Consider the following 23,005-nt stretch of genomic DNA (forward strand, 5'->3'; position numbering starts at 1 on the left):
GCGTTTTTTAACAGAATGAGGCATCCTCAACTAGGGAGGGTGCCTCTTTTTATTTCCTCCGTATTCTTAAAAAACCAGTGACGATTCGGTCTTTCTAAAGGAGTAACATTCATAATAAAATATCCGATTATTAATATTAAAATAACTAATGAATACAGTAATGTGTCTATAGGGTGGTCATGCTCTACAATAATGAGTCGAATCATAGCGGTAATTCCAACATACAAAAAATAACGTAGCGGAAAATGGTAGTCTTCTTTAAAATATTTTACAATCATTGTTATAAATTCAAAATACAAAAAGAAAATGAGGATATTTGCGAGGAATTGCTTGTAGTCATTGCTCCCTTCCACCATCAACATCTTTACAAAGATAGTGAGCTCTTTGATGAGGAGGAATGATAATATTAGCGCCAAAAGCACTAAACAGAAATTCAAAAAAATTTGCAACACTTTAGGTATAACCTCTAGTACATCTGATAGCCCTACTCTTTTCTTAGACATTCAATTCCCCCATTCATTTTTCTTCACATCGAATGATATGATTAATAAGTATATGTTAGGTTTTCTTACATGTCTAGAATTATTTATGTGAAAATTCAAAAAGAAGACCCTTTTATTATACAAATATATTGTAAACGAGGTGTTAAATTAATAAAACCATTCCTCCCCCACCAGGTAAAAGTGGAGATAAGAATGGTTTTAAATTAATTTGACTTTGGTTCATCAAAATCTTTCTCGAGTCGTTTTACAAACTCTTCTGCAGCACTATACCCTTGTTGTTTTAAATACCAGTTATTTGCTGCTGCTTCAATTAAACCAGCAACATCACGTCCAGGCTGTAGCTGAATTTGAATATGCGGGATTTGAACCCCCATGTAATCAATAAACTTCGTCTCCAGCTCTAACTCATTATTCAGCGCATTATGCTCCCACTTTGTTAATTCAATATCAAGTGCAATCCTTGTTTCTTCTTGAAACGCCTTTCTTCCATAAAGACGAACAACATTTAGTAATCCGATACTGCGTAACGCCAAAAATTCCTTGTTCTTTTCATTATGTGATCCTAATAGGGTTTGAGGACTTAACTTTTTCAATACGACAATATCGTCTGCTACTAGACGATGACCTCTACCAATCAACGTATGGGCAGTTTCGCTCTTTCCGACCCCTGATTTACCACGTAGTAAAATACCCATTCCCGAAACGTTGACACATACACCATGGATAGCTATTTCGGGTGCCATCGATTTAATGACAAAAGCATCAATTTTCTCACTGACTTCACTTGTAGAGTCAGCAGTGCGTAATACAGGAATTTTCTCCTCCACACAATAGGAGATTAAACCAGGTGGCTCCTCTTGATTGGATGTTATAACGATACATGGTGGATCATAACGTACAATATTCCCTATGCGTAGCTTTGATTCGTTTTCAGAAAGAGTATGTAAATAGTTTATTTCATTTTTCCCCAATATTTGTACATGATCTGTCGCTATAAAATCAAATTTATCCATAAATTCAAGACCAGGACGTCGCACTTTAGATTGCTTTAATACGCGGTTTAAGTGACCATGTCCACTTAACACCTCAAACGAAAACCTGTGGACAATATCTTTTACTGTCATTGTTTTCATAGTTATAACACTCGCCTTCTAAATATCATCGTTAATCGTGCTCTTTTCAGCATTTTCAGATGGTAAAACATAAGATTATATGTGTAATGACAATTCATTATACTATGAGAATTCATCGGATGAAACTAAAGAATGCTTAAAATAACTAATAAGGGGTATATTCTTGTAACATTGCTTCACGGAGGTGTACAAGTATGTACCTTGATATAGTTATCAAAATAGTTGTTGGTCTTTTAGCGTTGATGACTGTAATCCGCATTCTAGGTAAGAAAGAGCTAGCTCAGCTAACTCCATATGATGTCATATATACACTTGTATTAGGAGGAATTCTTGAAGAAAGTATTTTTGACGAAAAAGTGAAAATTTCTCATTTCCTTTTGGCTATAACAACCTGGGCACTATTAATATTTTTAATTGAAAAAGCGACTAAAAAATGGGACCCTATTCGAGTTCTATTAAAAGGAGAACCTGTTAAGCTCATCAGTGATGGTAAGCTTGATATGAAGAAGTTTAATAAAAATCATTTAGAGATGGAACAATTACGGTCTGCCTTAAGAAAACAAGGTGTGTTTTCTCTCCGCGAAGTAAAGGATTTGTTTTTAGAACCTGGAGGCGATTTAACTATTAATAAATACATTCAATATGAGCCAATAAAAAACGGAGATTTTCCAACAAAGGCAACTGATCAAGATCCAACAGTGCTCCTAATAGATGAGGGTGTAGTAAAAGAGGATATCTTAACTTATATAGGTAAAGATAAAAAGTGGTTATTAACAAAGCTTTCTGAACAAGGGTTTACTGATATCAAGAAAATTGCTTATTGTGAATGGTCGGAAACAGAAGGTTTATTTGTACGAAGCTATTAGAAGACAAACAAATTTAAAATTGCAAAAAGGCGTCTATCATGTTGATGGACGCCTTTTCACTTGTAAAGTCACACAAATTGGTTTTCTTTATTATCTGATTTTGATGCGTCAATCATTAAGAAAATAGCTGTAAGTATATGCATGATCATTCCAACAAAGGGAATCCACGCGATACAGGATGTAACTATTCCCAATATGCTGCCAGTAGTAGACCCTCCTTCCTTATTAGTAATTACTAGAGTAATAATATGTAGGATTAACATCACAAATAATGGTATCCATAAAAATGAGAGTACAATTGTTGCCCCTAGAATAGGAATTCCTAAAATTGCTTCAAGGCCACCGGTGACCCACTTTAAAACTTTTGAAGATGACATAAAATTCCCCCTGTTTATTTTTCTGAAATCTTATAATAACGTTAAATATACCACATTTTCCAAAATATATCTGTCAATTTATGATATTGTTCCTATGTCAATTAACTTATATTAATTTAATTTGAAAATTTTTCGACAGTTATTAAACTTCTTTTCAGTACATTCTTTACAATATTCTATAAAGTTACCATATTATGTTGACATTATTCTATGGAATCATACAATAGAATTAGGACATAAGTAGTTTTGAATGTATTTTTATTATTTTTAACCAATTACCTTTGTATCATTTTTTACGAAGAATTATTTTTTTGCAATATTATTAAAAAATTATTAGGGGTTGAAATTATGTCAAGTGATAACAAAAATAAGTCAATGGGTTGGTTGAAGGGAGTTCTTACAAATCAAAATCATTTTCCCGAAACAGAACAAAAAGGAAAAGAAGAAGTCTCTATTCAGCTAATAGAAGAGTATAGTAATATGGAGGATTCCTTTCCTCCAGAACAGCCTAGTAAAAAGTACATATTATCAAAAGATAACCAAGATAAGTTATCTTTAGATTTAATTGTTTCGTTAGAGAACCTACTAAATGATCGCCAATTGATGTTTTATAAAAATGAAGGACTCGAAGAACAATTACAAACTGCAAATGAATCAAATAGTCGTTTAAAGCATGATTTGGTAAAGAAAGAACAACTTGTTCAAGACAAAAATAAAGAAATACGTACACTTGAAAGTAATCTTACAAACAAACAAATGAGCTATGATCAGCTCCTAGAGGATTATAAGGAGTATCAAAGCACTTCAAGCAGTGATTTTGACAATATTTCAATTCAACTTGAGAAAGAGATCAATAAATACAACATGCTTAAAGAAGAGTCCTCCAATAATCAGTATCAAAACATGCTATCCATTAGAGAGCTGGAAGAGAGAATAAGAGAATTGGAAGTTGAAAATCAAAAATCCATTGAACAATATACACAAGTACTAGAGGAAAAAACTGAATTAATGAAAACAATCAATGATTTTACTGAGAGAATGTCTTTTTCATTCACTACTAAAGTAACTAACAAAGATTAAAAAAGGAACTCTCCATTCACTAGTAGAGAAAGGAGACAACTTATGTCAGTCTATCTAGTAAAATTAGTAGAATTAATATCAATCAATATAGAATCAGATCAATCATTTTTGCATATTAAATTTACAACTGAAAAAGATGTAGAATTACTTTGGAAAATTGATGATTTTACAGCTGAGAATCTGAAGGCATTGACTGTGTTTGGTGAACATCATAAATACAGACTATCCTTTTATAGCTCATGGGATTCAACTAAAAATCAATATATTAGTTATTTAACAAGGACTTTCCTAGATCAAAGTGAAAAAATCTATTTTGCTTGTTCAGAAGCATACGTAAAAGGATTAAAAGCTATTAAAACTGACGAAGTAAATAGCCAGATTCTTTTACCGTCGATTGCCAATTCTTTATCTATTGAACCTGAAAAAAAGAAACATAAAAAATCTTTGCAAAGTTTTGCCTGGGTATCCTTAGTCTTTATGAGTGTATTGACGATCGTTCTTGTGGCAAATTCACTCTTATCTATGGCAGAAACGAATGAAAATAGTAAAGAACTTAAAAAAAATAAAACGCAAGAAATAGAAATACCTATCGCTAGTTTGAAAGGAAAAACCGACTCTTTTCAAAAAACTAATATTCCCGAACAAGAATCGGTCCTGCCTTTAGTAGAACTAAGTGAGAACGTTAACTTTAGCATTCAGGAAGGAAATGTTGCCCTGACTTTTGATGATGGCCCTTCCAAATTCACTAAAGAAATTACAGATATTCTAAAGGAACATGATGTTGGTGGAACATTCTTTTTTATTGGAAAAAATGTAGAGAAGCATCACGATTCTATTCAATATGTCAAATCCAATGGGTATTCTATTGGAAGCCATTCTATGCATCATCACAATTTTACTAATCTATCTGTAGAACAACAGGAATACGAACTCTTACATACAAACAAATTAATTGAAAATATAACTCAGGAGAAAATAACTCTTTTTAGACCACCATACGGCTCTAAAAATGAAATTACAATAGAATTAATGGATAAAACGAACACCAAGATGGTACTTTGGAATGCTGATACGGAAGATTGGAAAAGTCAAAATGCAAACGAAATTGTTAATTATGTTGTCAATTCTAAAACCTCAGGGTCAATAATCTTACTTCACGAATCACAGGCAGTTATAGAAGCATTACCAAGAATAATTGAGCATTTGAAAAATCAAGGTTTACATATTGTTAGTCTAAACTAAAGATAAAATAATATATAAAGGAGCTGCCTTTCAAACTAAAGGCAACTCCTTTATTAGTCACATTTAATAATACCTTTACCAGCCAAATACGGACTTCATGTCGCTTATACTTTTCTCTTGTTGTTTTAAGCTTTCTAAATATTCTTCTCCAGTTGTCGTGTTTACTTCCATACCTAAGTCATCAATACGCTTGATATGCTCTGGATCTTGAGCTGCTTTTGAAATTGCATCTGCTAGTTTTTTGGCTATTTCTTCATCTAGACCTGCTGGAGCACCTATTCCTCTACTTAACATACGATCAATTTTTGTTCCTGCAATTTCGTTCAAAGTTGGAACATCAGGTAGAAACTATCATCATTCTTAATGAAAAAATACTTTACATTTTAAAGTATGCTTTTAATATTAGTAGGAAAAATCATCGCTTTAGTTGAGATATATTCATATATTGTTGGAAAATCAGCATATGTAGTTGGGATAATGGAAATTTGTCGCAAACAATTTTATTCCAGACAAAAAAGGAGTTGTCCCTTATCGGACAACTCCTTTTTGATTATTTCAACAAGCCTTGCTTCAAATCACTATGCCACTTAGTCAGCAGTGGTAAATCTTCTTCTGCGATTGTTCCAGCTTCCTTTGCTGCATACACGAGTGCATCATAATTTGTTAAACTTACGAAGGTTATTCCTGCTTCTTTGAATGCTTCCTCTGCTTTAGGAAGACCGTATGTAAAAATACTCACAACTCCTAGAACATCCAAGCCTTCTTTTTGCAGTGCTTCCACTGCAACTAAGCTGCTTCCACCTGTAGATATTAGATCTTCAATTACAACTACTTTTTGTCCAGGCACAACTTTACCTTCAATTTGATTGCCACGACCATGCTCTTTGGCTTTCGAACGAACGTACATCATTGGTAGTTCTAATACGTCGCTAACCCATGCGGCATGTGGAATTCCAGCTGTTGCTGTCCCAGCTACCGCTTCTGTTCCTAGAAAGTTTTTTTCAATTGCTTCTGCTAACCCTTTTGCAATTTCTTTTCGGATTTTAGGAGAAGACATCGTAATGCGGTTATCACAGTAGATTGGAGATTTAATACCGGAAGCCCATGTGAAAAGGTCATTTGGCTTTAGCTCTACAGCTCCTACTTGAAGTAATGCTTTTGCGATTTTATTTTCTAATGTCATGCGTTTTCCTCCCACATGTTTAATACTTTTTCATACGCGAATACTGGATTTTCTGCTTTTGTGATTGCACGGCCTACTACAATGTGAGATGAGCCAAGTACTCTTGCATTTGAGGGAGTAGCAACACGAACTTGATCGTGTGTGTCTCCTTCTGCTAAACGAATTCCTGGTGTCACACGTAAGAAGTCATTGCCGCAAGCTTCTGCAATTTTTTTTGCTTCTAAAACGGAACAAACGACACCGTCGAGATTTGCTTGTTTTGCTAGTTTTGCATAGTGAACAACAGACTCATCAATTGTCGCTTGAATGAGTTGTTCCTCTTGCATTTGCTTCTCAGAAGTTGATGTGAGTTGCGTTACTGCAATAATAGAAGGTCTTCTATTTCCAGCAGCTGTACCTGCTTCTAACCCCTCTCTTGCCGCACTCATCATCGCTTCTCCACCAGCCGCATGGATATTAACGAGGTCTGCTCCAAGTCGAGCAAGTCCTTTCATCGCTTGTCCTACAGTGTTTGGGATATCATGCAATTTTAAATCTAGAAAAACATCATGACCCATTTCTTTTAACTTATAAACAATGGAAGGGCCTTCTTGTAAATATAGCTCCATGCCTACTTTAACAAATAGTGTCTGTTCAAAAGGAGACAAGAATTGATATACATCTTCTGCAGTAGCAAAATCTAATGCAATTATCGGACTGTTTTTCATAAACGATGACTCCTTCCAACTAGTTCAGATACCGTATTAAAACCTAATTCATCTAATTTATTTGGGAGCTGGTCAATTAGAGTCGGGCAAACAAAAGGATCTACAAAGTTTGCTGTACCTACTGCAACAGCACTAGCCCCTGCACTTAAGAAGTCAATGACATCTTCAATAGTAGCAATTCCACCCATACCAATAATCGGAATAGATACTTGCTTTGCTACATCATATACCATTCGAAGTGCTACAGGTTTAATTGCTGGCCCTGATAATCCTCCAGTTACATTTGCTATTACAGGTCTTCCTGTTTTAGTATCTAATCGCATCCCGAGCAGCGTATTAATCATCGTTATTCCGTCTGCTCCACCTGCTTCCACTGCTTTTGCAATGTCATTTACATTTGTAACATTAGGTGAAAGCTTTACATATACCGGAACGGAAGATACTGCTTTCACTGCTTTCGTTAATTCTTCCGCCACTTTCGGATCTGTCCCAAATGTAATACCACCTTGTTTTACATTCGGACAGGAGATATTAAGTTCCAGTGCATGAACATTTGGTGCTTTGGAGATTGCTTCTGCAACTGTAACATAATCTTCTGTAATATAACCTGCTACATTTGCGATAATAGGCACATCATATTGCTCTAGCCAAGGGAGTTCATTTTCCATTACTTTCGTTAAGCCTGGATTTTGTAAGCCAATTGCATTTAACATTCCAGCAGGTGTTTCAGCTACACGAGGAGTTGGATTTCCTAATCTCGTTTCTGGTGTAGTTGCTTTAATCATAATTGCTCCAAGCTTAGAAAGATCATATAACTGCGCATATTCTTTTCCAAATCCAAAGCAACCCGAAGCTGGCATTATCGGATTTTTCAAGGAAAGGCCTGGTAATTCGACTGCTAATCTATTCATACTCGAATCACTCCTGACTCAAACACTGGTCCATCTGAACAAACTTTCACATAATCAGCATCTGTTTTTTCTGTAGTTTCGCACACACACGCAAAGCATGCACCTATGCCACAACCCATTCTTTGTTCAAATGATAGATATCCTTCTTTTTCTGGATACATTTTCTCAATCGCAGCAAGCATAGGCGTTGGACCACAGCTATAATACACTGAAAAATCATCCTCTAATGTTTCAAGCACATTTGTAACAAATCCTGCATGACCAAAGCTACCATCAGCTGTTACGATAAATGTTTCACCGAGTTCCGTAAATTGTTTCTCATAGAAGACTACATCTTTTGTTTGGAAACCTAGCACATGAATTGGCTGTACTCCTTTATCAACCAATCTTTTCGACAGCTCATAAAGTGGAGGCACTCCAATTCCACCTCCTACAAGTAAAGCTTTTTGACCCGCTTGTATTTTATCAATTGAAAAACCATTTCCAAGAGGTCCAAGTACATCAACCTGGTCCCCTTGTCTTTTTTCAGAAAGAAGGATAGTCCCTCTTCCATCGGCGCGGTAAATCATTGTAAATTCTAATGTTTCTTTGTTAATAGAAGATATACTGATTGGTCTTCTAAGCAAAGGTTCCATTTGATCAGACACACGTATATGGACAAATTGACCTGGCTGATTCATTTCTAATGCGAGCTGTCCACTTAATGTTAGTTCAAAAATGTTCGTCGCAATTTGTCTTTGGTTTACGACTTGCATTTGTTCTTGTCTGATCATGCTCGAACCTCCTGTTTCTGCATTATTTCTGTAGAGAATGTCATAGACTCAATTACTCTCAACATTGCTTCTGCTGTATCTAAAGAAGTTAAACACGGTATACCATTTTCTACTGATTCACGTCTAATGCGGAAGCCATCTCGTTCTGGTTGCATGCCTTTAGTTAGAGTATTAATAACAAACTGTGCATTTCCTTTTTGAATGACATCTAGAATTGTTGTGCCTTTTGAGCCAATTTTATCTACAATATCAACTGGAATGCCCGCTTTTTGGATTATATCTGCTGTTCCTTCTGTTGCTATAATACGGAAGCCTATATTATAAAATCTTTTTGCAATCTCAGTAGCTTCTTCTTTATCTTTATCTGAGATGGTCATTAGGACAGAGCCATGATCTTTAATTTCCATTCCAGCTGCTACTAAACCTTTATATAAAGCTTTTTCTAAGGTAATGTCTTTCCCCATTACCTCCCCGGTCGATTTCATCTCTGGTCCAAGTGTAATATCCACTCGGCGAAGTTTTGCAAAACTAAATACCGGTACCTTTACGTATACTCCTGGGCTATTTGGAGCAAGCCCTGGTTTGTATCCTTGTTTTACAATGGATTGACCTAATATTGCTTTTGTCGCAATGTTTGCCATTGGAATTGATGTAATCTTACTTAAGAAAGGTACTGTACGACTTGAACGTGGATTTACTTCAATCACATATACTTCATCTTTTGAAATGACGTATTGAATGTTCATTAACCCTACAATATTTAATCCTTTAGCAAGACGAGTTGTGTAATCTACCAGTGTATCGATATGTTTTTGTGATAGTTTTTGCGGTGGATACACAGCGATTGAGTCACCAGAGTGAACTCCTGCTCGTTCAATATGTTCCATGATTCCCGGAATGAGTACATTTTCCCCGTCACAGATTGCATCAACTTCGACTTCTGTTCCAGTTAAATAACGGTCGATTAACACTGGTTTTTCTGGACTTGCTTCTACCGCATTTTCCATATAATGTTTGATTTCATCTTCGTTATATACGATTTGCATCGCACGACCACCAAGCACATAGGAAGGTCTTACTAATACTGGATAACCAATTTCATTTGCGATTACAATCGCTTCCTCTACAGAAACTGCAGTTTTTCCTAATGGTTGTGGAATTCCGATTTCGTGCAGGGCAGCTTCAAACTTATTACGGTTTTCCGCTCGATCAATATCCTCTAGTGTAGTACCTAGAATTTTAACTCCTCTTTCTTCTAATGCATCAGCTAGGTTGATAGCTGTTTGTCCTCCGAATTGAACAACAACTCCTTTTGGTTGCTCTAGGTCCACGATATGCATTACATCTTCTATTGTTAATGGTTCGAAGTATAATTTGTCTGAGATAGAGAAGTCAGTTGAAACTGTTTCCGGATTATTATTAATAATGATCGCTTCATATCCTGCTTCTTTAATTGCCCATACAGAATGTACAGTTGCGTAGTCAAACTCTACCCCTTGCCCAATACGTATCGGACCAGAACCTAATACAATGACACTTTCTTTTTCCGAACGGATGGATTCGTTTTCTTCTTCATATGTGCCATAGAAGTAAGGTGTTTCCGATTCAAATTCTCCTGCACAAGTATCAACCATTTTGTATACTGGTACAATTCCATGTTCTTTTTTGAAGTCATACACTTCTATTTCTTTTACATCCCAATATTTTGCGATTGTTTTATCAGCAAATCCCATACGTTTTGCTTTGTATAATACTTCTTGATTGAAAGGATTTTCTTGAATAACCTTCTCATATTGCACAATGTTTTGTAGTTTGTTTAAGAAAAACATATCGATTTGGCTCCACTCATGGATTTGCTCTACCGATACGCCTCTACGCAACGCTTCTCCGATGAAGAACAAACGCTCATCACCTGCACGTCGAATACGTTTTTTCATCCACTCGTCTGTAATGGATTCACTGTTTTTCATTTCTAAATGGAAGTGTCCAGTTTCAAGAGAACGAACTGATTTTAAAATTGCTTCTTCAAACGTACGACCAAGTGACATTACTTCACCAGTTGCTTTCATCTGTGTTCCAAGATTACGTTTTGCAGATTCGAACTTATCGAATGGCCATCTAGGAATTTTAGCAACAATATAATCGAGAGCAGGTTCGAAGCAAGCGTATGTTTTTTCTGTTACAGGATTCATCATTTCATCCAATGTTAATCCGACAGCTATTTTTGCAGCTAGTTTTGCTATTGGGTAACCAGTTGCTTTTGATGCAAGCGCTGAAGAACGACTAACACGTGGGTTAACTTCAATAATGTAGTAGTTAAAGCTATGTGGATCAAGTGCTAGCTGAACATTACATCCACCTTCAATTTTTAATGCACGAATAATTTTTAGCGATACATTTCGTAGCATTTGGTTTTCACGATCTGATAATGTTTGAGTTGGTGCAACTACGATAGAGTCCCCTGTATGAATTCCAACTGCATCTACGTTTTCCATATTACATACAACAATTGCATTATCCGCAGAGTCACGCATTACCTCATACTCTATTTCTTTATATCCAGCAATGGATTTCTCAAGAAGACACTGCGTTACTGGGCTATATTTTAATCCGCTTGTTACGATTTCCAATAAGTCTGCATCATTATGACAGATTCCACCACCTGTTCCTCCTAGGGTGAATGCCGGGCGCACGATTACAGGGTAGCCAATTCTTTCAACAAATGCTTTTGCTTCCTCTAAATTATGAATGATATCACTTTCTGGAACTGGTTCATTTAATTCATTCATCAATGTACGGAATAAATCACGATCTTCCGCTTTATGGATTGCCTCCAGTTTTGTACCTAGAATTTCAATACCTAGTTCATCCAAAATACCTGATTCATCCAGCTGAATGGCCATATTCAGACCAGTTTGACCACCTAGTGTTGGAAGTATTGCGTCAGGACGCTCCTTACGAATAATTTTGCTTACAAAAGGTAGAGTGATTGGTTCGATATATACTTTATCTGCTATTTCTGTGTCAGTCATAATTGTCGCTGGATTAGAATTTACAAGGATTACTTTATATCCTTCCTCTTTTAATGACATACACGCTTGCGTTCCAGCATAGTCAAACTCAGCTGCTTGACCGATTACAATTGGACCAGATCCGATAACTAAAATTGTTTCTATATCTTTACGTTTAGGCATTTGAATTCTCCTTTTTGTCTCTAGCATTCATTAATTCGATAAACTGATCAAATAGATGAGTAGAATCTTCAGGTCCCGAAGATCCTTCAGGATGGAACTGTACACAGAACACTGGGAACTTTTTATGTCTTACACCCTCAACCGTACCGTCATTCAATGCAACATGTGTAATTTCTAAATCTGTATTTGCAATTGAGTCTGCATCAATTGCATAACCATGGTTCTGAGAAGTTAACTCTGTTCTTCCAGTAGTTAAATCTTTTACCGGATGATTCCCTCCACGATGTCCAAATTTTAATTTAAATGATGTTGCTCCACTTGCTAGAGAAATAAGCTGATGACCAAGACATACTCCGAAAATCGGAACGTTTCCAATAATTCCTTTCACCATTTCGATAGCCTCTGGAATATCGGTTGGATCTCCAGGTCCATTTGAAAGCATTACACCATCTGGATACATACCTAAGATTTCTTTTGCGGAAGTGTTATATGGCACAACTATAATGTCGCAATCGCGTTTGTTTAATTCTCTTAAAATACCGTGCTTCATACCAAAATCTACTAATACTACTCTTTTTCCGCGTCCTGGACTTGGATATGGACGTGTTATGGAAACCTGTTCTACAACATTTCTTGGTATTTCAGTAGATTTCAATGTCTGAACTATTTCTTCTACCTTAACTTCTTCTCCAGCTTTTGTTAGCTGCCCTTTTAAGGACCCGTGTTTACGAATAATACGGGTTAACTTTCTTGTATCGATTCCTTCAATTCCTGGAACATTTTTTGCTGCTAAAAATTCACTTAATGAGCCAGCACTTCTAAAATTAGATGGTTGTTCTGCAAGCTCTCTAACAACTACACCAGAAAGTCCAATCTCAATAGCTTCAAAATCATCAGGGTTGACACCATAATTACCAACCATTGGGTAAGTAAACGTTAATATTTGACCACAGTTGGAAGGGTCGGAAATAGATTCCTGATAACCGGTCATAGCCGTTGTAAATATTACCTCACCAATTGTCCCTTCCTCACTTCCAAATGCATTTCCTTTAAATACAGTGCCGTCTTCTAATATTAAATATCTTGTTTTCATGCGTTCTCCTCCTGCCATACGATTTCTCCGTTGAAAATAGTTACTTGAGGCCATCCATTACAAGCCCAACCGTCAAATGGTGTATTTTTACCTTTTGATAAAAATGCTTCTTTATCAATCGCTTGTTCTTTTTCTAAGTCAATCAAAACTAAATCAGCAGGTGCCCCCTCTTCTAGTTTTCCAAACTCAAATCCAAAAACCTCAGCAGGCTTTATCGTTAAGTAATCTAATAACTGTTTCAAAGTCCACTCACCAGTTTTCACAAAATGTGTATACAAGAGAGGAAATGCTGTTTCTAGTCCGACAATTCCAAATGGTGCTTTTTCGAATCCAGTTGCTTTTTCTTCTTCTGTATGAGGAGCATGATCTGTTGCAATAAAATCTAGCGTGCCGTCGAGCAATCCAGACCGAAGTGCAAGCATATCTTCTTTCCCTCTTAATGGTGGATTCATCTTCCAAACGGCATTATTCGATGGAATATCATCCTCGTTAAGCAATAAATGATGAGGACTTACTTCTGCTGTCACTTTTACTCCAGCTTTTTTAGCATCTCTAATTACACGGACAGATTCTTTCGTACTAACGTGACAAACATGATAATGTGCCCCCGCTGCTTCAGCGAGTAAAATATCCCGGGCTATATGTACTGATTCTGAAACGGAAGGGATCCCTTTTAGTCCAAGTTCTTCATTTCGTTTTCCTTTGTGCATAACTCCACCGTATATAAGTGAGTTATCTTCACAGTGAGCTACCACAGGAATTTGAAAATTTGCTGCTTCCTCCATCGCTTCTAGCATTGTGCCAGCTGCTTGCACGCCTACTCCATCATCTGTTAAAGCAAATGCTCCTAGCTTTTTCAATGCTTCAATATCTGTTCTTTCTTTTCCAGCTTGGCGAATAGTGATAGATGCATACGGCAACACTCGCACAAGTGCATTTTTCTCTATTAAGTCTAAAACATGGGTGAAGTTTTCAACTGTATCTGGTACGGGTCTCGTATTTGGCATTGCACAGATGGTTGTATATCCACCTTTAGCTGCTGCTTTCGTTCCACTTTCAATCGTCTCCTTGTGCTCGCCACCTGGCTCACGTAAGTGAACATGTACATCGATGAAACCAGGAGAAAGTAACATACCTTTACCATCGATTACTTGTGCATCATTTATAGTTTCATTCGTCCCAATTTTAGTGATTACTCCGTTTTCTATCACAACTGAAGTGTTTTCTAAATTTCCTTCATTGTTAACTATTTGAACGTTTTGAATAATTTTTGTCATCCTATTCTCTCCCTTTCAAAATCATTTCAATGACTGCCATCCGAATGAAAACACCATTTTCTATTTGCTTAAAGATTCTTGAACGATCTACTTCAGTTAGTTCACTCGCTATTTCAATATCTCTATTAAATGGACCTGGATGCATAATGATTGCATTTTCCTTCATCCTTTTTTCTCTTTCTACAGTCAATCCATACGCTGCATGATAACTTTCATTTGTAAAGTATGATTTTCCATCATGTCTTTCATGCTGTACACGAAGCATCATCATTACATCACTTGTCTCAATTATTTCATCCATATTGTTGACAGCATCAAATTCTGCTTGCCACTCGGGTGGGCATACAAAATTAACTTTCGCTCCAAGTCTTATAAGCGCATCTGCATTTGAACGGGCAACTCGGCTATGTGCAATATCTCCAACTATAGTTATTTCCTTATTTTCAAACGTCCCGAATTCTTGTTGGATAGTCAATAAATCAAGAAGACTTTGTGTAGGATGATTCCCTGTTCCATCTCCACCGTTAATAATGACAGGTTTTACTTTTTCTATTAATTCATCAAAGAAGTTATTTTGTTCATGTCTGATTACAACCGCATCAACCCCAATTGATTCCAAGGCTTTCACCGTGTCATATAGTGTTTCTCCTTTTAAAGTGCTAGAAAAGCCAGCCTCAAATGGAAGTACATTTAAATGTAACTTTCTCTCGGCCATTTCAAAGCTCATTTTTGTTCGTGTACTCGGTTCAAAAAATAAGTTAGCCATTGTGTAGTTATGTTTTAACGTGGATTGTTCGCCTTCACGAAATGCTTGAGCAAGTTTTAAAATATCCATAATTTGTTCTTTAGATAATTCTTTCATCGATACTAAGTTTTTCATCTATATCCCCCTATATTAAATGCATGTTGGCATATTTGCGTTCAGATTTTTATCGATTTAGCTCGATAAATTCCTCGAAAGATCTATGACATCCGCCGGAGGATTTAACTTTATTCAGAAATTTGTCTCAATGAAGTTAAAAACCTTCTCGAAAAGTCTCGAGAAGGTTCGTTTTTGCATAGACAAGTAAAGGATCTTATGGAAAATCCCTACTCTTCTAGCCGAACCTTTTGTTGACTCTCTGTTCAACTTCTTAAAAGGTTAATTATTCTTTTTGTTCCATACCTGCAATTGGTTCTTCTTTTCTTCCTGGAAGCACTAGGTTTAAAATAACCCCAATAATCGCTGCTAATGCCATTCCTTCAATACTTAATGATTCTGATACAACAAACTTCGCACCACCGATACCTATTACTAAAATTACAGATGCAATTACTAGATTACGATTATTACCGAAGTCAATATTGTTTTCTACCAGCATTCGAAGACCACTTGATGCAATAATTCCGAATAGGAGTATGGAAACTCCACCTAGAACTGCTGTTGGAATCGATGCGATCACTGCCATAACTTTTCCAAGGAATGAAATAGCTATCGCAACGACAGCTGCACCTAAAATTACATATACACTATATACACGTGTGATGGCCAAAACTCCGATGTTTTCACCATAAGTCGTTTTAGGTGGACCACCAATTAGTGAACTAACAAATGTTCCTAAACCATCACCTAGTAAAGAACGATGTAAACCTGGTTCTTTTATATAATCACGTTCAACTACTTTACCAAGTACTAATTGATGACCTATATGTTCTGAAATTGTTACAATTACGATTGGAACCATAATTAGCAACAACTTAGAAGTTATTACAAAATCATAATCTATTCCTGGAATTAAGAAGTCAGGAACTTCAAACCACTGCGCTTGTTTTACTGCTGTGTAATCAATAATCCCAATGGCAGCTGAGTAAATATAGCCTACTATTAAACCGATTAAAATTGGCATAGTGCTTAAAATGTTTTTAAAATAAATGGTGCAGAAAATCGCTGTAAATAATGTTACAAGAGCAGCAGAGAAGTGTGTAAAGCTATATACCGAGTTACCATCTACTTTTATATTCATCGCCATATCTACAGCTACTCCAGCAAGTCCTAATCCAATAACCATGATTACGGGACCAACTACAATTGGGGGTAGTAGTTTCATAATCCATTTATACCCGCTTTTCCAAATAACCAGGGCAACTATTCCGTACGTAATACCAACAAACATCCCACCGATCATTGCACTTCCGGCTCCACTAACATTTGTTGCTAAAATAATTGGAGCAATGAATGCAAAGGATGAACCTAAGTATGCTGGTACTTGAAATTTCGTGATTAAAAGAAAGAAAATCGTTGCTATACCGCTAGTAAGTAATGCAATTGCAGGACTTAACCCAACTAGCTGTGGCACTAAAATAGTGGAACCAAACATCGCAAACATATGTTGAAAACTTAATGTTATAAGTTGTCCTCCTGATGGCTTTTCGTTTACGTCTAACACTGCATTTGTCATGGGATTTTCCTACCTTTTTCCATAAGATTTATTCAAAAATGGTAACTGCATCAACCTCATCTGTTTCTACTACTTTTACAACAATTCTTTCACTACTTGATGTCGGAATATTTTTACCAACATAATCCGCTCTAATTGGAAGCTCACGATGCCCCCTGTCAATTAATACCGCTAATTGAATTTGAGCAGGTCTACCTAAATCCATCACTGCATCCATAGCAGCACGGACCGTTCTTCCTGTGTATAACACATCATCTACTAAAATAACTTTTTTATTTGCTACGTCATGCGTAATGTCCACTTGTTGAACGAGTGGCTCATTCGATTCATTTTTTAAAGATAAGTCATCTCTGTATAACGTAATATCCAGTTCTCCAGTTTTTATTGCATTCCCTTCGATACTTTCAATTTTTTTAGCAAGCCTTTTTGCTAGAAAAGCACCTCTTGTTTTTATCCCTACTAGAATACATTCTTCAATTCCTTTATTACGTTCAATTATTTCATGTGCAATTCTTGTCAAAGCCCTATTAATAGACTGTTCATCTAAAATGCTAGCTTTCTCCGCCATATGTACCCTCCTTTTATTGATAAAAAATAAAAAACCTCTTGAGCTAGAGATGCCCAAGAGGTTGTATGTGCGTAATAAAATAGGGTGCACCCACAAAATAAGTCCGCAGACAAATAGTGAGTCACTTTCACATGTACCTTCTCAGCCTCTCTGGACTGTTATTAAAGGTGAAGCTATTTACTTTTCTTTGCTTAGTATAAAGCATTAATCTTCTTTAATCAATGATTGTTTTCGTAAATCCTGTAATAAATTTGTGAAATCCTCTGGAAGTGGGTATGAAAACTCCAAATATTCACCTGTTTTGGGTTGAATAAACCCTAGTACCCCTGCATGTAAAACTTGTCCATCAAAATCGATTGTTTTCTTTGGACCGTACTTTGGATCTCCTGCTAGTGGATAACCAATATACTTCATGTGTACACGAATTTGATGCGTTCTTCCAGTTTCTAACTGACATTCAACTAATGTAAATTTATCAAAACGTTCTAAGACACGGAAATGCGTAACTGCATGTTTTCCATTGTCTACAACTGCCATACTTTGTCGGTCTTTTTTGTCTCGACCAATAGGAGCATCAATTGTTCCCTTGTCATGAGGGATACGACCATGTACAACTGCAGTGTATTTCCGTGTTACTGTTTTCTTTACTAGTTGATCAACTAACGAAACATGCGCAACATCATTCTTTGCTACCATTAATAATCCAGTTGTATCTTTATCGATACGGTGAACAATTCCTGGACGTAAAACACCATTAATTCCTGATAAATCTGTTATTTGATACATTAGACCATTTACAAGAGTACCAGTTACATGTCCTGGAGCAGGGTGTACAACCATACCACGTGGTTTATATACAACTGCAACATCTTCATCCTCATAAATAATTTCTAAATGTAAATCTTCTGCAACAACATCAAGTTGCACTGCTTCAGGAGGAGTTACGACAATTACGTCTCCTTCCTTCACTTTATAGTTCGATTTAGCAGCCTCTGTATTCACAAGTACATGTCCATCTTTTATAAGATTTTGGATTTGTGTTCGCGACCATTCTGTGTCAAATGATGCTATCGCTTTGTCGATTCTCTCTTTTGCAAGTTCTTTTTCAATAATAAACGTTAATTCTTCCATTACTTCACCTTTTTCTTTTCAGCTCGTTCTTCTTTCAGTATAAATAATATGACAATTACAACACCGATTGTTAATGCTGCATCTGCAACATTAAAAATAGGAAAATCATAATTAATGATTGGGATTAAGACATCAACAAAGTCCACTACTTCATTTCTCCAAAGTCGATCGATAAAGTTTCCTATCGCTCCACCTAATAGTAGCATTAAACCAGACTGAAACATTGGTTTACCTTTTGCTTCTTTATGAAAGTAATAAATAATACCAATTATGACGACAATCGTTACGACTGTAAATAAACCAATTTGGCCTTGTAACATTCCCCAAGCGGCTCCACGATTTCGATGAGAAAGTAATCCAATATAAGGATCCAATATTGGAATTCGTTCTCCTAATTCCATATTTTTAACTATTAACCATTTAGTCCACTGATCAAGCGCAATTACTAACGCTGCCAATCCATAAAATTTCCACACAACAATTCCCCCGCAATCAAATTCACCTTGGCGTTTTTACACCAGATTTTATCGAACAAAAATCTGTGGTATTTCCCCCGAAGGTTTTAACTTTATTGATCTTGTGCATAGTAAGACCTACCCAATAAAATTAAAAGAATCTACAACAGTTTACCATACATTCTATATATACGTAAAAGATGACCTATTAAGAAAAGCGCAAGCGACTATGTCAGCCCCGACAAGCAAATGTTCTTCACACAAAGAAGTCGCTCTTTGACTTCATTGTGTGAAGGTTATTTGACCTCGAGGGGCTAGTCGCTGGAGCTAGACAGCATAAGAAAAGCGCAAGCGCAGAAGGAATACAGTCTAAGTTCGCGACATCGTGTCGCAACGACTGTATGACCCACTTCCTGTGGGCCTCCGACAAGCAAATGTTCTTCACACAAAGAAGTCGCTCTTTGACTTCATTGTGTGAAGGTTATTTGACCTCGAGGGGCTAGTCGCTGGAGCTAGACAGCATAAGAAGAGCGCAAGCGCAGAAGGAATACAGTCTAAGTTCGCGACATCGTGTCGCAACAACTGTATGACCCACTTCCTGTGGCCCTCCGACAAGCAAATGTTCTTCACACAAAGAAGTCGTTCTTTGACTTCGTTGAGGGAAGGTTATTTGACCTCGATGGGCTAGGCGCTGGAGCTAGACAGCATAAGAAGAGCGCTAATACCCCTTTAAGACATTACCTGTTCTCAATCGATATCGGAGTGCTTTGGACAGACTTCGGCTACATGACTACCGTGAGATTATTTTGAAGGGGTGGTCGTGACTGTCGTCACGACCACCTCTTCTTTTTTCGATAATCTTGTACTAGTCGTCTGATTCAACGCACAGAATATTTGCTGGAATACTATTTATAATAGTTTAGACTTTCTAACTGAAAAAAATGTGGTCCTACTATTACGGACCACATTGATTTTATTAGATATAATGTTGCTCTACAACATCTGCACAACGAGTACATAATGTTGGGTGTTTTTCGTTTGCTCCCACTGTTTCAGAAATTGTCCAACAGCGTTCACATTTTTCTCCATCTGCTTTTTCCACCAAAACAGAAGCATTTTCAAGAACTAAGCTAGCTTCTGTAGCATCTTGTTGAGAACCTGCAAGTTCAAATTGAGATACGATAAATAATTGAGCAAAATCAATTGTATCAGTATCAAACAATGGTTTAAATTCATCTTTCACATATAACGTTACTTTAGCCTCTAAAGATTTACCAATTGTTTTAGCATTTCGTGCTTCTTCTAATGCTTTTAATACATCATCACGTAAATCCATGATTTTACTCCACTTAGCAGCTAATGCTTCATACTCTGGGTATTCAACTGCGTCTGGCATATCTGTAAGTTGAATGCTTTCTTCAGTTTCATTCTCTAAATAAGACCAAAGCTCATCTGCTGTATGAGGTAAAATTGGTGTCATTAATTTTAATAGGGAAAGAAGTGTATCATACATAACTGTTTGCATTGCACGACGATCTTTATGATCTTGACCATAAATGTATACTACATCTTTTGCAATATCCAAATAGAATGAGCTTAACTCACCTGAAACAAAGTTATTTACTGTATGATAAACGCTAGCAAAGTCGTAACGTTCATAAGCAGCTCTTACTGTTTTAATGACTTCTTGAAGTTTCATGTATACATATTGATCTACTTCACGAAGATCTTTAAATTCAACACGATCATTCACTGGATGGAAATCGCTAATATTACCGTGTAAGAATCGGAATGTATTACGGATTTTTCTGTAAACCTCTGTCACTTGTTTAAAGATTGCATCCGATACTCGAACGTCTGCTGTGTAATCAACAGAAGCTACCCAAAGGCGAACGATATCTGCACCAAGTTGGTTCATCACTTTAGAAGGCACAATAACATTACCTAATGATTTACTCATTTTACGTCCTTCACCATCTAACGTAAATCCATGGCTTAATAACCCTTTGTAAGGTGCATGACCATATACAGCCGTGCTTGTAATTAATGAAGAGTTAAACCATCCACGATATTGGTCTGAACCTTCTAGATATAAATCAGCAGGGAATACTAAATCGTCACGTTCAACTAAAACTCCTTGATAACTAGAGCCAGAGTCAAACCATACGTCCATAATATCTGTTTCTTTTGTAAAGATTCCATTTGGACTTCTTGGGTGTGTAAATCCTTCTGGAAGTAATTCTTTCGCTTCTTTTTGGAACCAAATATTTGAACCATGTTCTCGGAATAATTTTGATACATGAGAAATAGTTTCTTCAGTAAGGATTGGCTCTCCATCTTCCGCATAAAACACAGGAATTGGAACACCCCAAACACGTTGACGAGAAATACACCAGTCTCCGCGATCGCGAATCATATTGTATAAACGAGTTTCACCCCAAGTAGGAGTAAAATTAGTATTACGAATCGATTGCAATAATTCATCTCTAAAAGCTTCAATTGATGCAAACCATTGTGCAGTAGCACGATAAATAACTGGTTTTTTAGTACGCCAGTCATGTGGGTATGAATGCGTAAAGAATGTAAGTTTTTCTAAAGCCCCAACTTTATCAAGAGCTTCTGTAATTGCTTTATTAGCATTATCATAGAAAAGACCTTCGAAACCTGGAGCTTCTGCAGTCATAACTCCTCGGTCATCCACTGGACATAAAACGTCTAAACCATATGCTTTACCAACATAAAAGTCTTCTTCCCCATGACCAGGCGCTGTATGAACACAACCTGTACCAGATTCTGTCGTTACATGTTCCCCAAGGATAATTAAGGAATCACGATCATAAAGTGGATGTTTTGCAACAAGACGATCCATTTCTTTTCCAACTAATGTACGCTCAACAGAATATTCTTCCCAACCTAGCTCGGATGCAACAGATTCCACTAAGTCTTTTGCAACAATAAATTTTTTATCTTTTACTTGAACTACCGCATACTCTACAGATGGATGAAGGGAAATTGCTAAGTTTGCCGGAATAGTCCAAGGTGTTGTCGTCCAAATAATAAATTTAGTTCCTTCTTCTAGAACGCCTTTTCCTTCTGTTACTGAAAAGCTTACATAAATAGAAGGCGATTTTTTATCTTGATATTCAATTTCTGCTTCTGCTAGAGCAGATTCACTAGAAGGTGACCAGTAAACTGGTTTCAAACCTTTATAAATATACCCCTTCTTCGCCATTTCTCCGAATACCTCGATTTGACGAGACTCAAATTCTGGTTTTAGCGTAACATATGGGTTTTCCCAATCGCCACGAACACCTAGACGTTTAAACTGATTGCGTTGGTTATCAATTTGCTCGTAAGCATATTCTTCACAAAGCTTACGAAACTCTGCTAAAGTCATTTCTTTTCGTTTTACACCTTTATTTGTAAGTGCCTGCTCAATTGGTAATCCATGTGTATCCCAACCTGGTACATAAGGTGCATGAAATCCAGTCATTGATTTATGTCGAACAATCATATCTTTTAATACTTTATTTAGTGCATGCCCCATGTGAAGATCACCATTTGCATATGGAGGACCATCGTGTAACACGAAAAAAGGACGTCCTTGTGTTCGTTCTTGTACTTTTTTGTAAATATCCATTTCTGCCCATTTTGTTTGGATATCTAACTCTTTAACAGGTAAATTTCCACGCATTGGGAAATCGGTTTTTGGCATTAATAACGTGTCTTTGTACTCCATTTTAATTCCTCCTTATTTTTGAAAAAGCGTAAGGTGCTAGAAAAGAGCTAGAAAATAAAAAAAACCCTCATCCCAAAAAGGGACGAGAAGTTATAGCTCGCGGTACCACCCTACTTGCGATTTTCTAGAAAATCGCCGCTTAGTATGTCATAACGGGACATAATCCGAAGACACTTACTAGTTAACTTTCAGTGCCTTTGCTCAAAAGGGATAATCTAAAAAAGTTTCATTGCCTGAGCTCTCACCATCCTCAAGTCGCTTTACGAAATCTAATTTAGAAGTCTTTTTCAACGCATATTTATATGATATGAAATTATTATAGGAAAAGTAAGTGC

At 36.5% G+C, this 23,005-nt stretch carries 19 protein-coding genes, 1 pseudogene and 1 other annotated feature; of the genes and pseudogenes, 3 read left to right on the top strand and 17 right to left on the bottom strand.

The genetic code is table 11. The annotated features are described in order from the left end of the window. Window positions 1-26: 26 nt before the first annotated feature. Together psiE and hprK are read right to left on the bottom strand one after the other, a co-directional pair. The gene (psiE, locus tag PGC35_RS00130) at window positions 27-503 is read right to left on the bottom strand and encodes a phosphate-starvation-inducible protein PsiE (RefSeq protein WP_056827339.1); all 477 of its coding nucleotides are present in this window, start codon (window positions 501-503) and stop codon (window positions 27-29) included. A gap of 203 nt (window positions 504-706) precedes the next feature. Further along, window positions 707-1,636 carry an HPr(Ser) kinase/phosphatase gene (gene hprK / locus PGC35_RS00135; RefSeq protein WP_056827340.1) on the bottom strand — a complete coding sequence of 310 codons (930 nt, stop codon included), beginning with the start codon at window positions 1,634-1,636 and terminating at the stop codon, window positions 707-709. A gap of 194 nt (window positions 1,637-1,830) precedes the next feature. On the opposite strand from hprK, the gene PGC35_RS00140 reads away from it, so the two are divergent. Continuing rightward, window positions 1,831-2,502 (top strand): DUF421 domain-containing protein, encoded by a 672-nt coding sequence (locus PGC35_RS00140; protein WP_375217759.1) that lies wholly within the window; start codon window positions 1,831-1,833, stop codon window positions 2,500-2,502. Window positions 2,503-2,570: 68 nt separating this feature from the next. Here the strand turns inward: PGC35_RS00140 and PGC35_RS00145 are convergent, their stop codons facing one another. Beyond that, entirely contained in the window at window positions 2,571-2,879 is a 309-nt protein-coding gene (locus PGC35_RS00145; protein WP_053590065.1) for a hypothetical protein, read from the bottom strand. Between the two features lie 348 nt (window positions 2,880-3,227). On the opposite strand from PGC35_RS00145, the gene PGC35_RS00150 reads away from it, so the two are divergent. Together PGC35_RS00150 and PGC35_RS00155 are read left to right on the top strand one after the other, a co-directional pair. Further along, window positions 3,228-3,959 (top strand): hypothetical protein, encoded by a 732-nt coding sequence (locus PGC35_RS00150; protein WP_056827345.1) that lies wholly within the window; start codon window positions 3,228-3,230, stop codon window positions 3,957-3,959. A gap of 42 nt (window positions 3,960-4,001) precedes the next feature. Next, complete coding sequence (locus PGC35_RS00155; RefSeq protein WP_375217760.1) at window positions 4,002-5,201, top strand: polysaccharide deacetylase family protein; 1,200 nt, start codon at window positions 4,002-4,004, stop codon at window positions 5,199-5,201. A 75-nt stretch (window positions 5,202-5,276) separates the two neighbouring features. Here PGC35_RS00155 and PGC35_RS00160 read toward each other — a convergent pair. From PGC35_RS00160 to ileS, 14 genes and pseudogenes are all read right to left on the bottom strand, one after another. After that, window positions 5,277-5,534: pseudogene (locus PGC35_RS00160) on the bottom strand (hypothetical protein); the annotation flags it as partial. Window positions 5,535-5,751: 217 nt separating this feature from the next. After that, window positions 5,752-6,384 (bottom strand): orotate phosphoribosyltransferase, encoded by a 633-nt coding sequence (pyrE, locus tag PGC35_RS00165; protein WP_375217761.1) that lies wholly within the window; start codon window positions 6,382-6,384, stop codon window positions 5,752-5,754. Next, a complete protein-coding gene (gene pyrF, locus PGC35_RS00170; protein ID WP_056827354.1) occupies window positions 6,381-7,091 on the bottom strand; it encodes an orotidine-5'-phosphate decarboxylase in 711 nt (236 codons plus the stop codon). Before pyrF ends, pyrE begins: the two co-directional genes overlap by 4 nt. Then, window positions 7,088-8,002 carry a dihydroorotate dehydrogenase gene (locus tag PGC35_RS00175; protein ID WP_375217762.1) on the bottom strand — a complete coding sequence of 305 codons (915 nt, stop codon included), beginning with the start codon at window positions 8,000-8,002 and terminating at the stop codon, window positions 7,088-7,090. The genes pyrF and PGC35_RS00175 overlap by 4 nt, the downstream gene beginning before the upstream one ends. Further along, window positions 7,999-8,775, bottom strand: coding sequence for a dihydroorotate dehydrogenase electron transfer subunit (locus PGC35_RS00180; protein WP_375217763.1), 777 nt, complete (start codon window positions 8,773-8,775; stop codon window positions 7,999-8,001). Before PGC35_RS00180 ends, PGC35_RS00175 begins: the two co-directional genes overlap by 4 nt. Continuing rightward, complete coding sequence (gene carB, locus PGC35_RS00185; protein WP_056827361.1) at window positions 8,772-11,969, bottom strand: carbamoyl-phosphate synthase large subunit; 3,198 nt, start codon at window positions 11,967-11,969, stop codon at window positions 8,772-8,774. Before carB ends, PGC35_RS00180 begins: the two co-directional genes overlap by 4 nt. Continuing rightward, window positions 11,962-13,062, bottom strand: coding sequence for a carbamoyl phosphate synthase small subunit (locus PGC35_RS00190; protein WP_053590074.1), 1,101 nt, complete (start codon window positions 13,060-13,062; stop codon window positions 11,962-11,964). The genes carB and PGC35_RS00190 overlap by 8 nt, the downstream gene beginning before the upstream one ends. Then, window positions 13,059-14,339, bottom strand: a complete 1,281-nt coding sequence (locus PGC35_RS00195) for a dihydroorotase (RefSeq protein WP_375217764.1) — start codon at window positions 14,337-14,339, stop codon at window positions 13,059-13,061. The genes PGC35_RS00190 and PGC35_RS00195 overlap by 4 nt, the downstream gene beginning before the upstream one ends. Window position 14,340: 1 nt before the next feature. Continuing rightward, entirely contained in the window at window positions 14,341-15,219 is an 879-nt protein-coding gene (locus PGC35_RS00200; RefSeq protein ID WP_375217765.1) for an aspartate carbamoyltransferase catalytic subunit, read from the bottom strand. Between the two features lie 265 nt (window positions 15,220-15,484). Then, complete coding sequence (locus PGC35_RS00205) at window positions 15,485-16,777, bottom strand: solute carrier family 23 protein (RefSeq protein WP_375217766.1); 1,293 nt, start codon at window positions 16,775-16,777, stop codon at window positions 15,485-15,487. 28 nt (window positions 16,778-16,805) lie between these two features. Continuing rightward, window positions 16,806-17,345 carry a bifunctional pyr operon transcriptional regulator/uracil phosphoribosyltransferase PyrR gene (gene pyrR / locus PGC35_RS00210; RefSeq protein WP_053590078.1) on the bottom strand — a complete coding sequence of 180 codons (540 nt, stop codon included), beginning with the start codon at window positions 17,343-17,345 and terminating at the stop codon, window positions 16,806-16,808. 204 nt (window positions 17,346-17,549) lie between these two features. Continuing rightward, a complete protein-coding gene (locus PGC35_RS00215) occupies window positions 17,550-18,476 on the bottom strand; it encodes an RluA family pseudouridine synthase (protein WP_053590079.1) in 927 nt (308 codons plus the stop codon). Next, a complete protein-coding gene (gene lspA, locus PGC35_RS00220; protein WP_053590080.1) occupies window positions 18,476-18,952 on the bottom strand; it encodes a signal peptidase II in 477 nt (158 codons plus the stop codon). Before lspA ends, PGC35_RS00215 begins: the two co-directional genes overlap by 1 nt. A gap of 955 nt (window positions 18,953-19,907) precedes the next feature. Continuing rightward, a complete protein-coding gene (gene ileS, locus PGC35_RS00225; protein WP_275790246.1) occupies window positions 19,908-22,670 on the bottom strand; it encodes an isoleucine--tRNA ligase in 2,763 nt (920 codons plus the stop codon). Between the two features lie 75 nt (window positions 22,671-22,745). Then, window positions 22,746-22,970 (bottom strand) — a binding site (T-box leader). Window positions 22,971-23,005: the final 35 nt, after the last annotated feature.

It is taken from the genome of Psychrobacillus sp. PGGUH221, from assembly GCF_042055255.1.
Classification (GTDB): Bacteria; Bacillota; Bacilli; order Bacillales_A; family Planococcaceae; genus Psychrobacillus.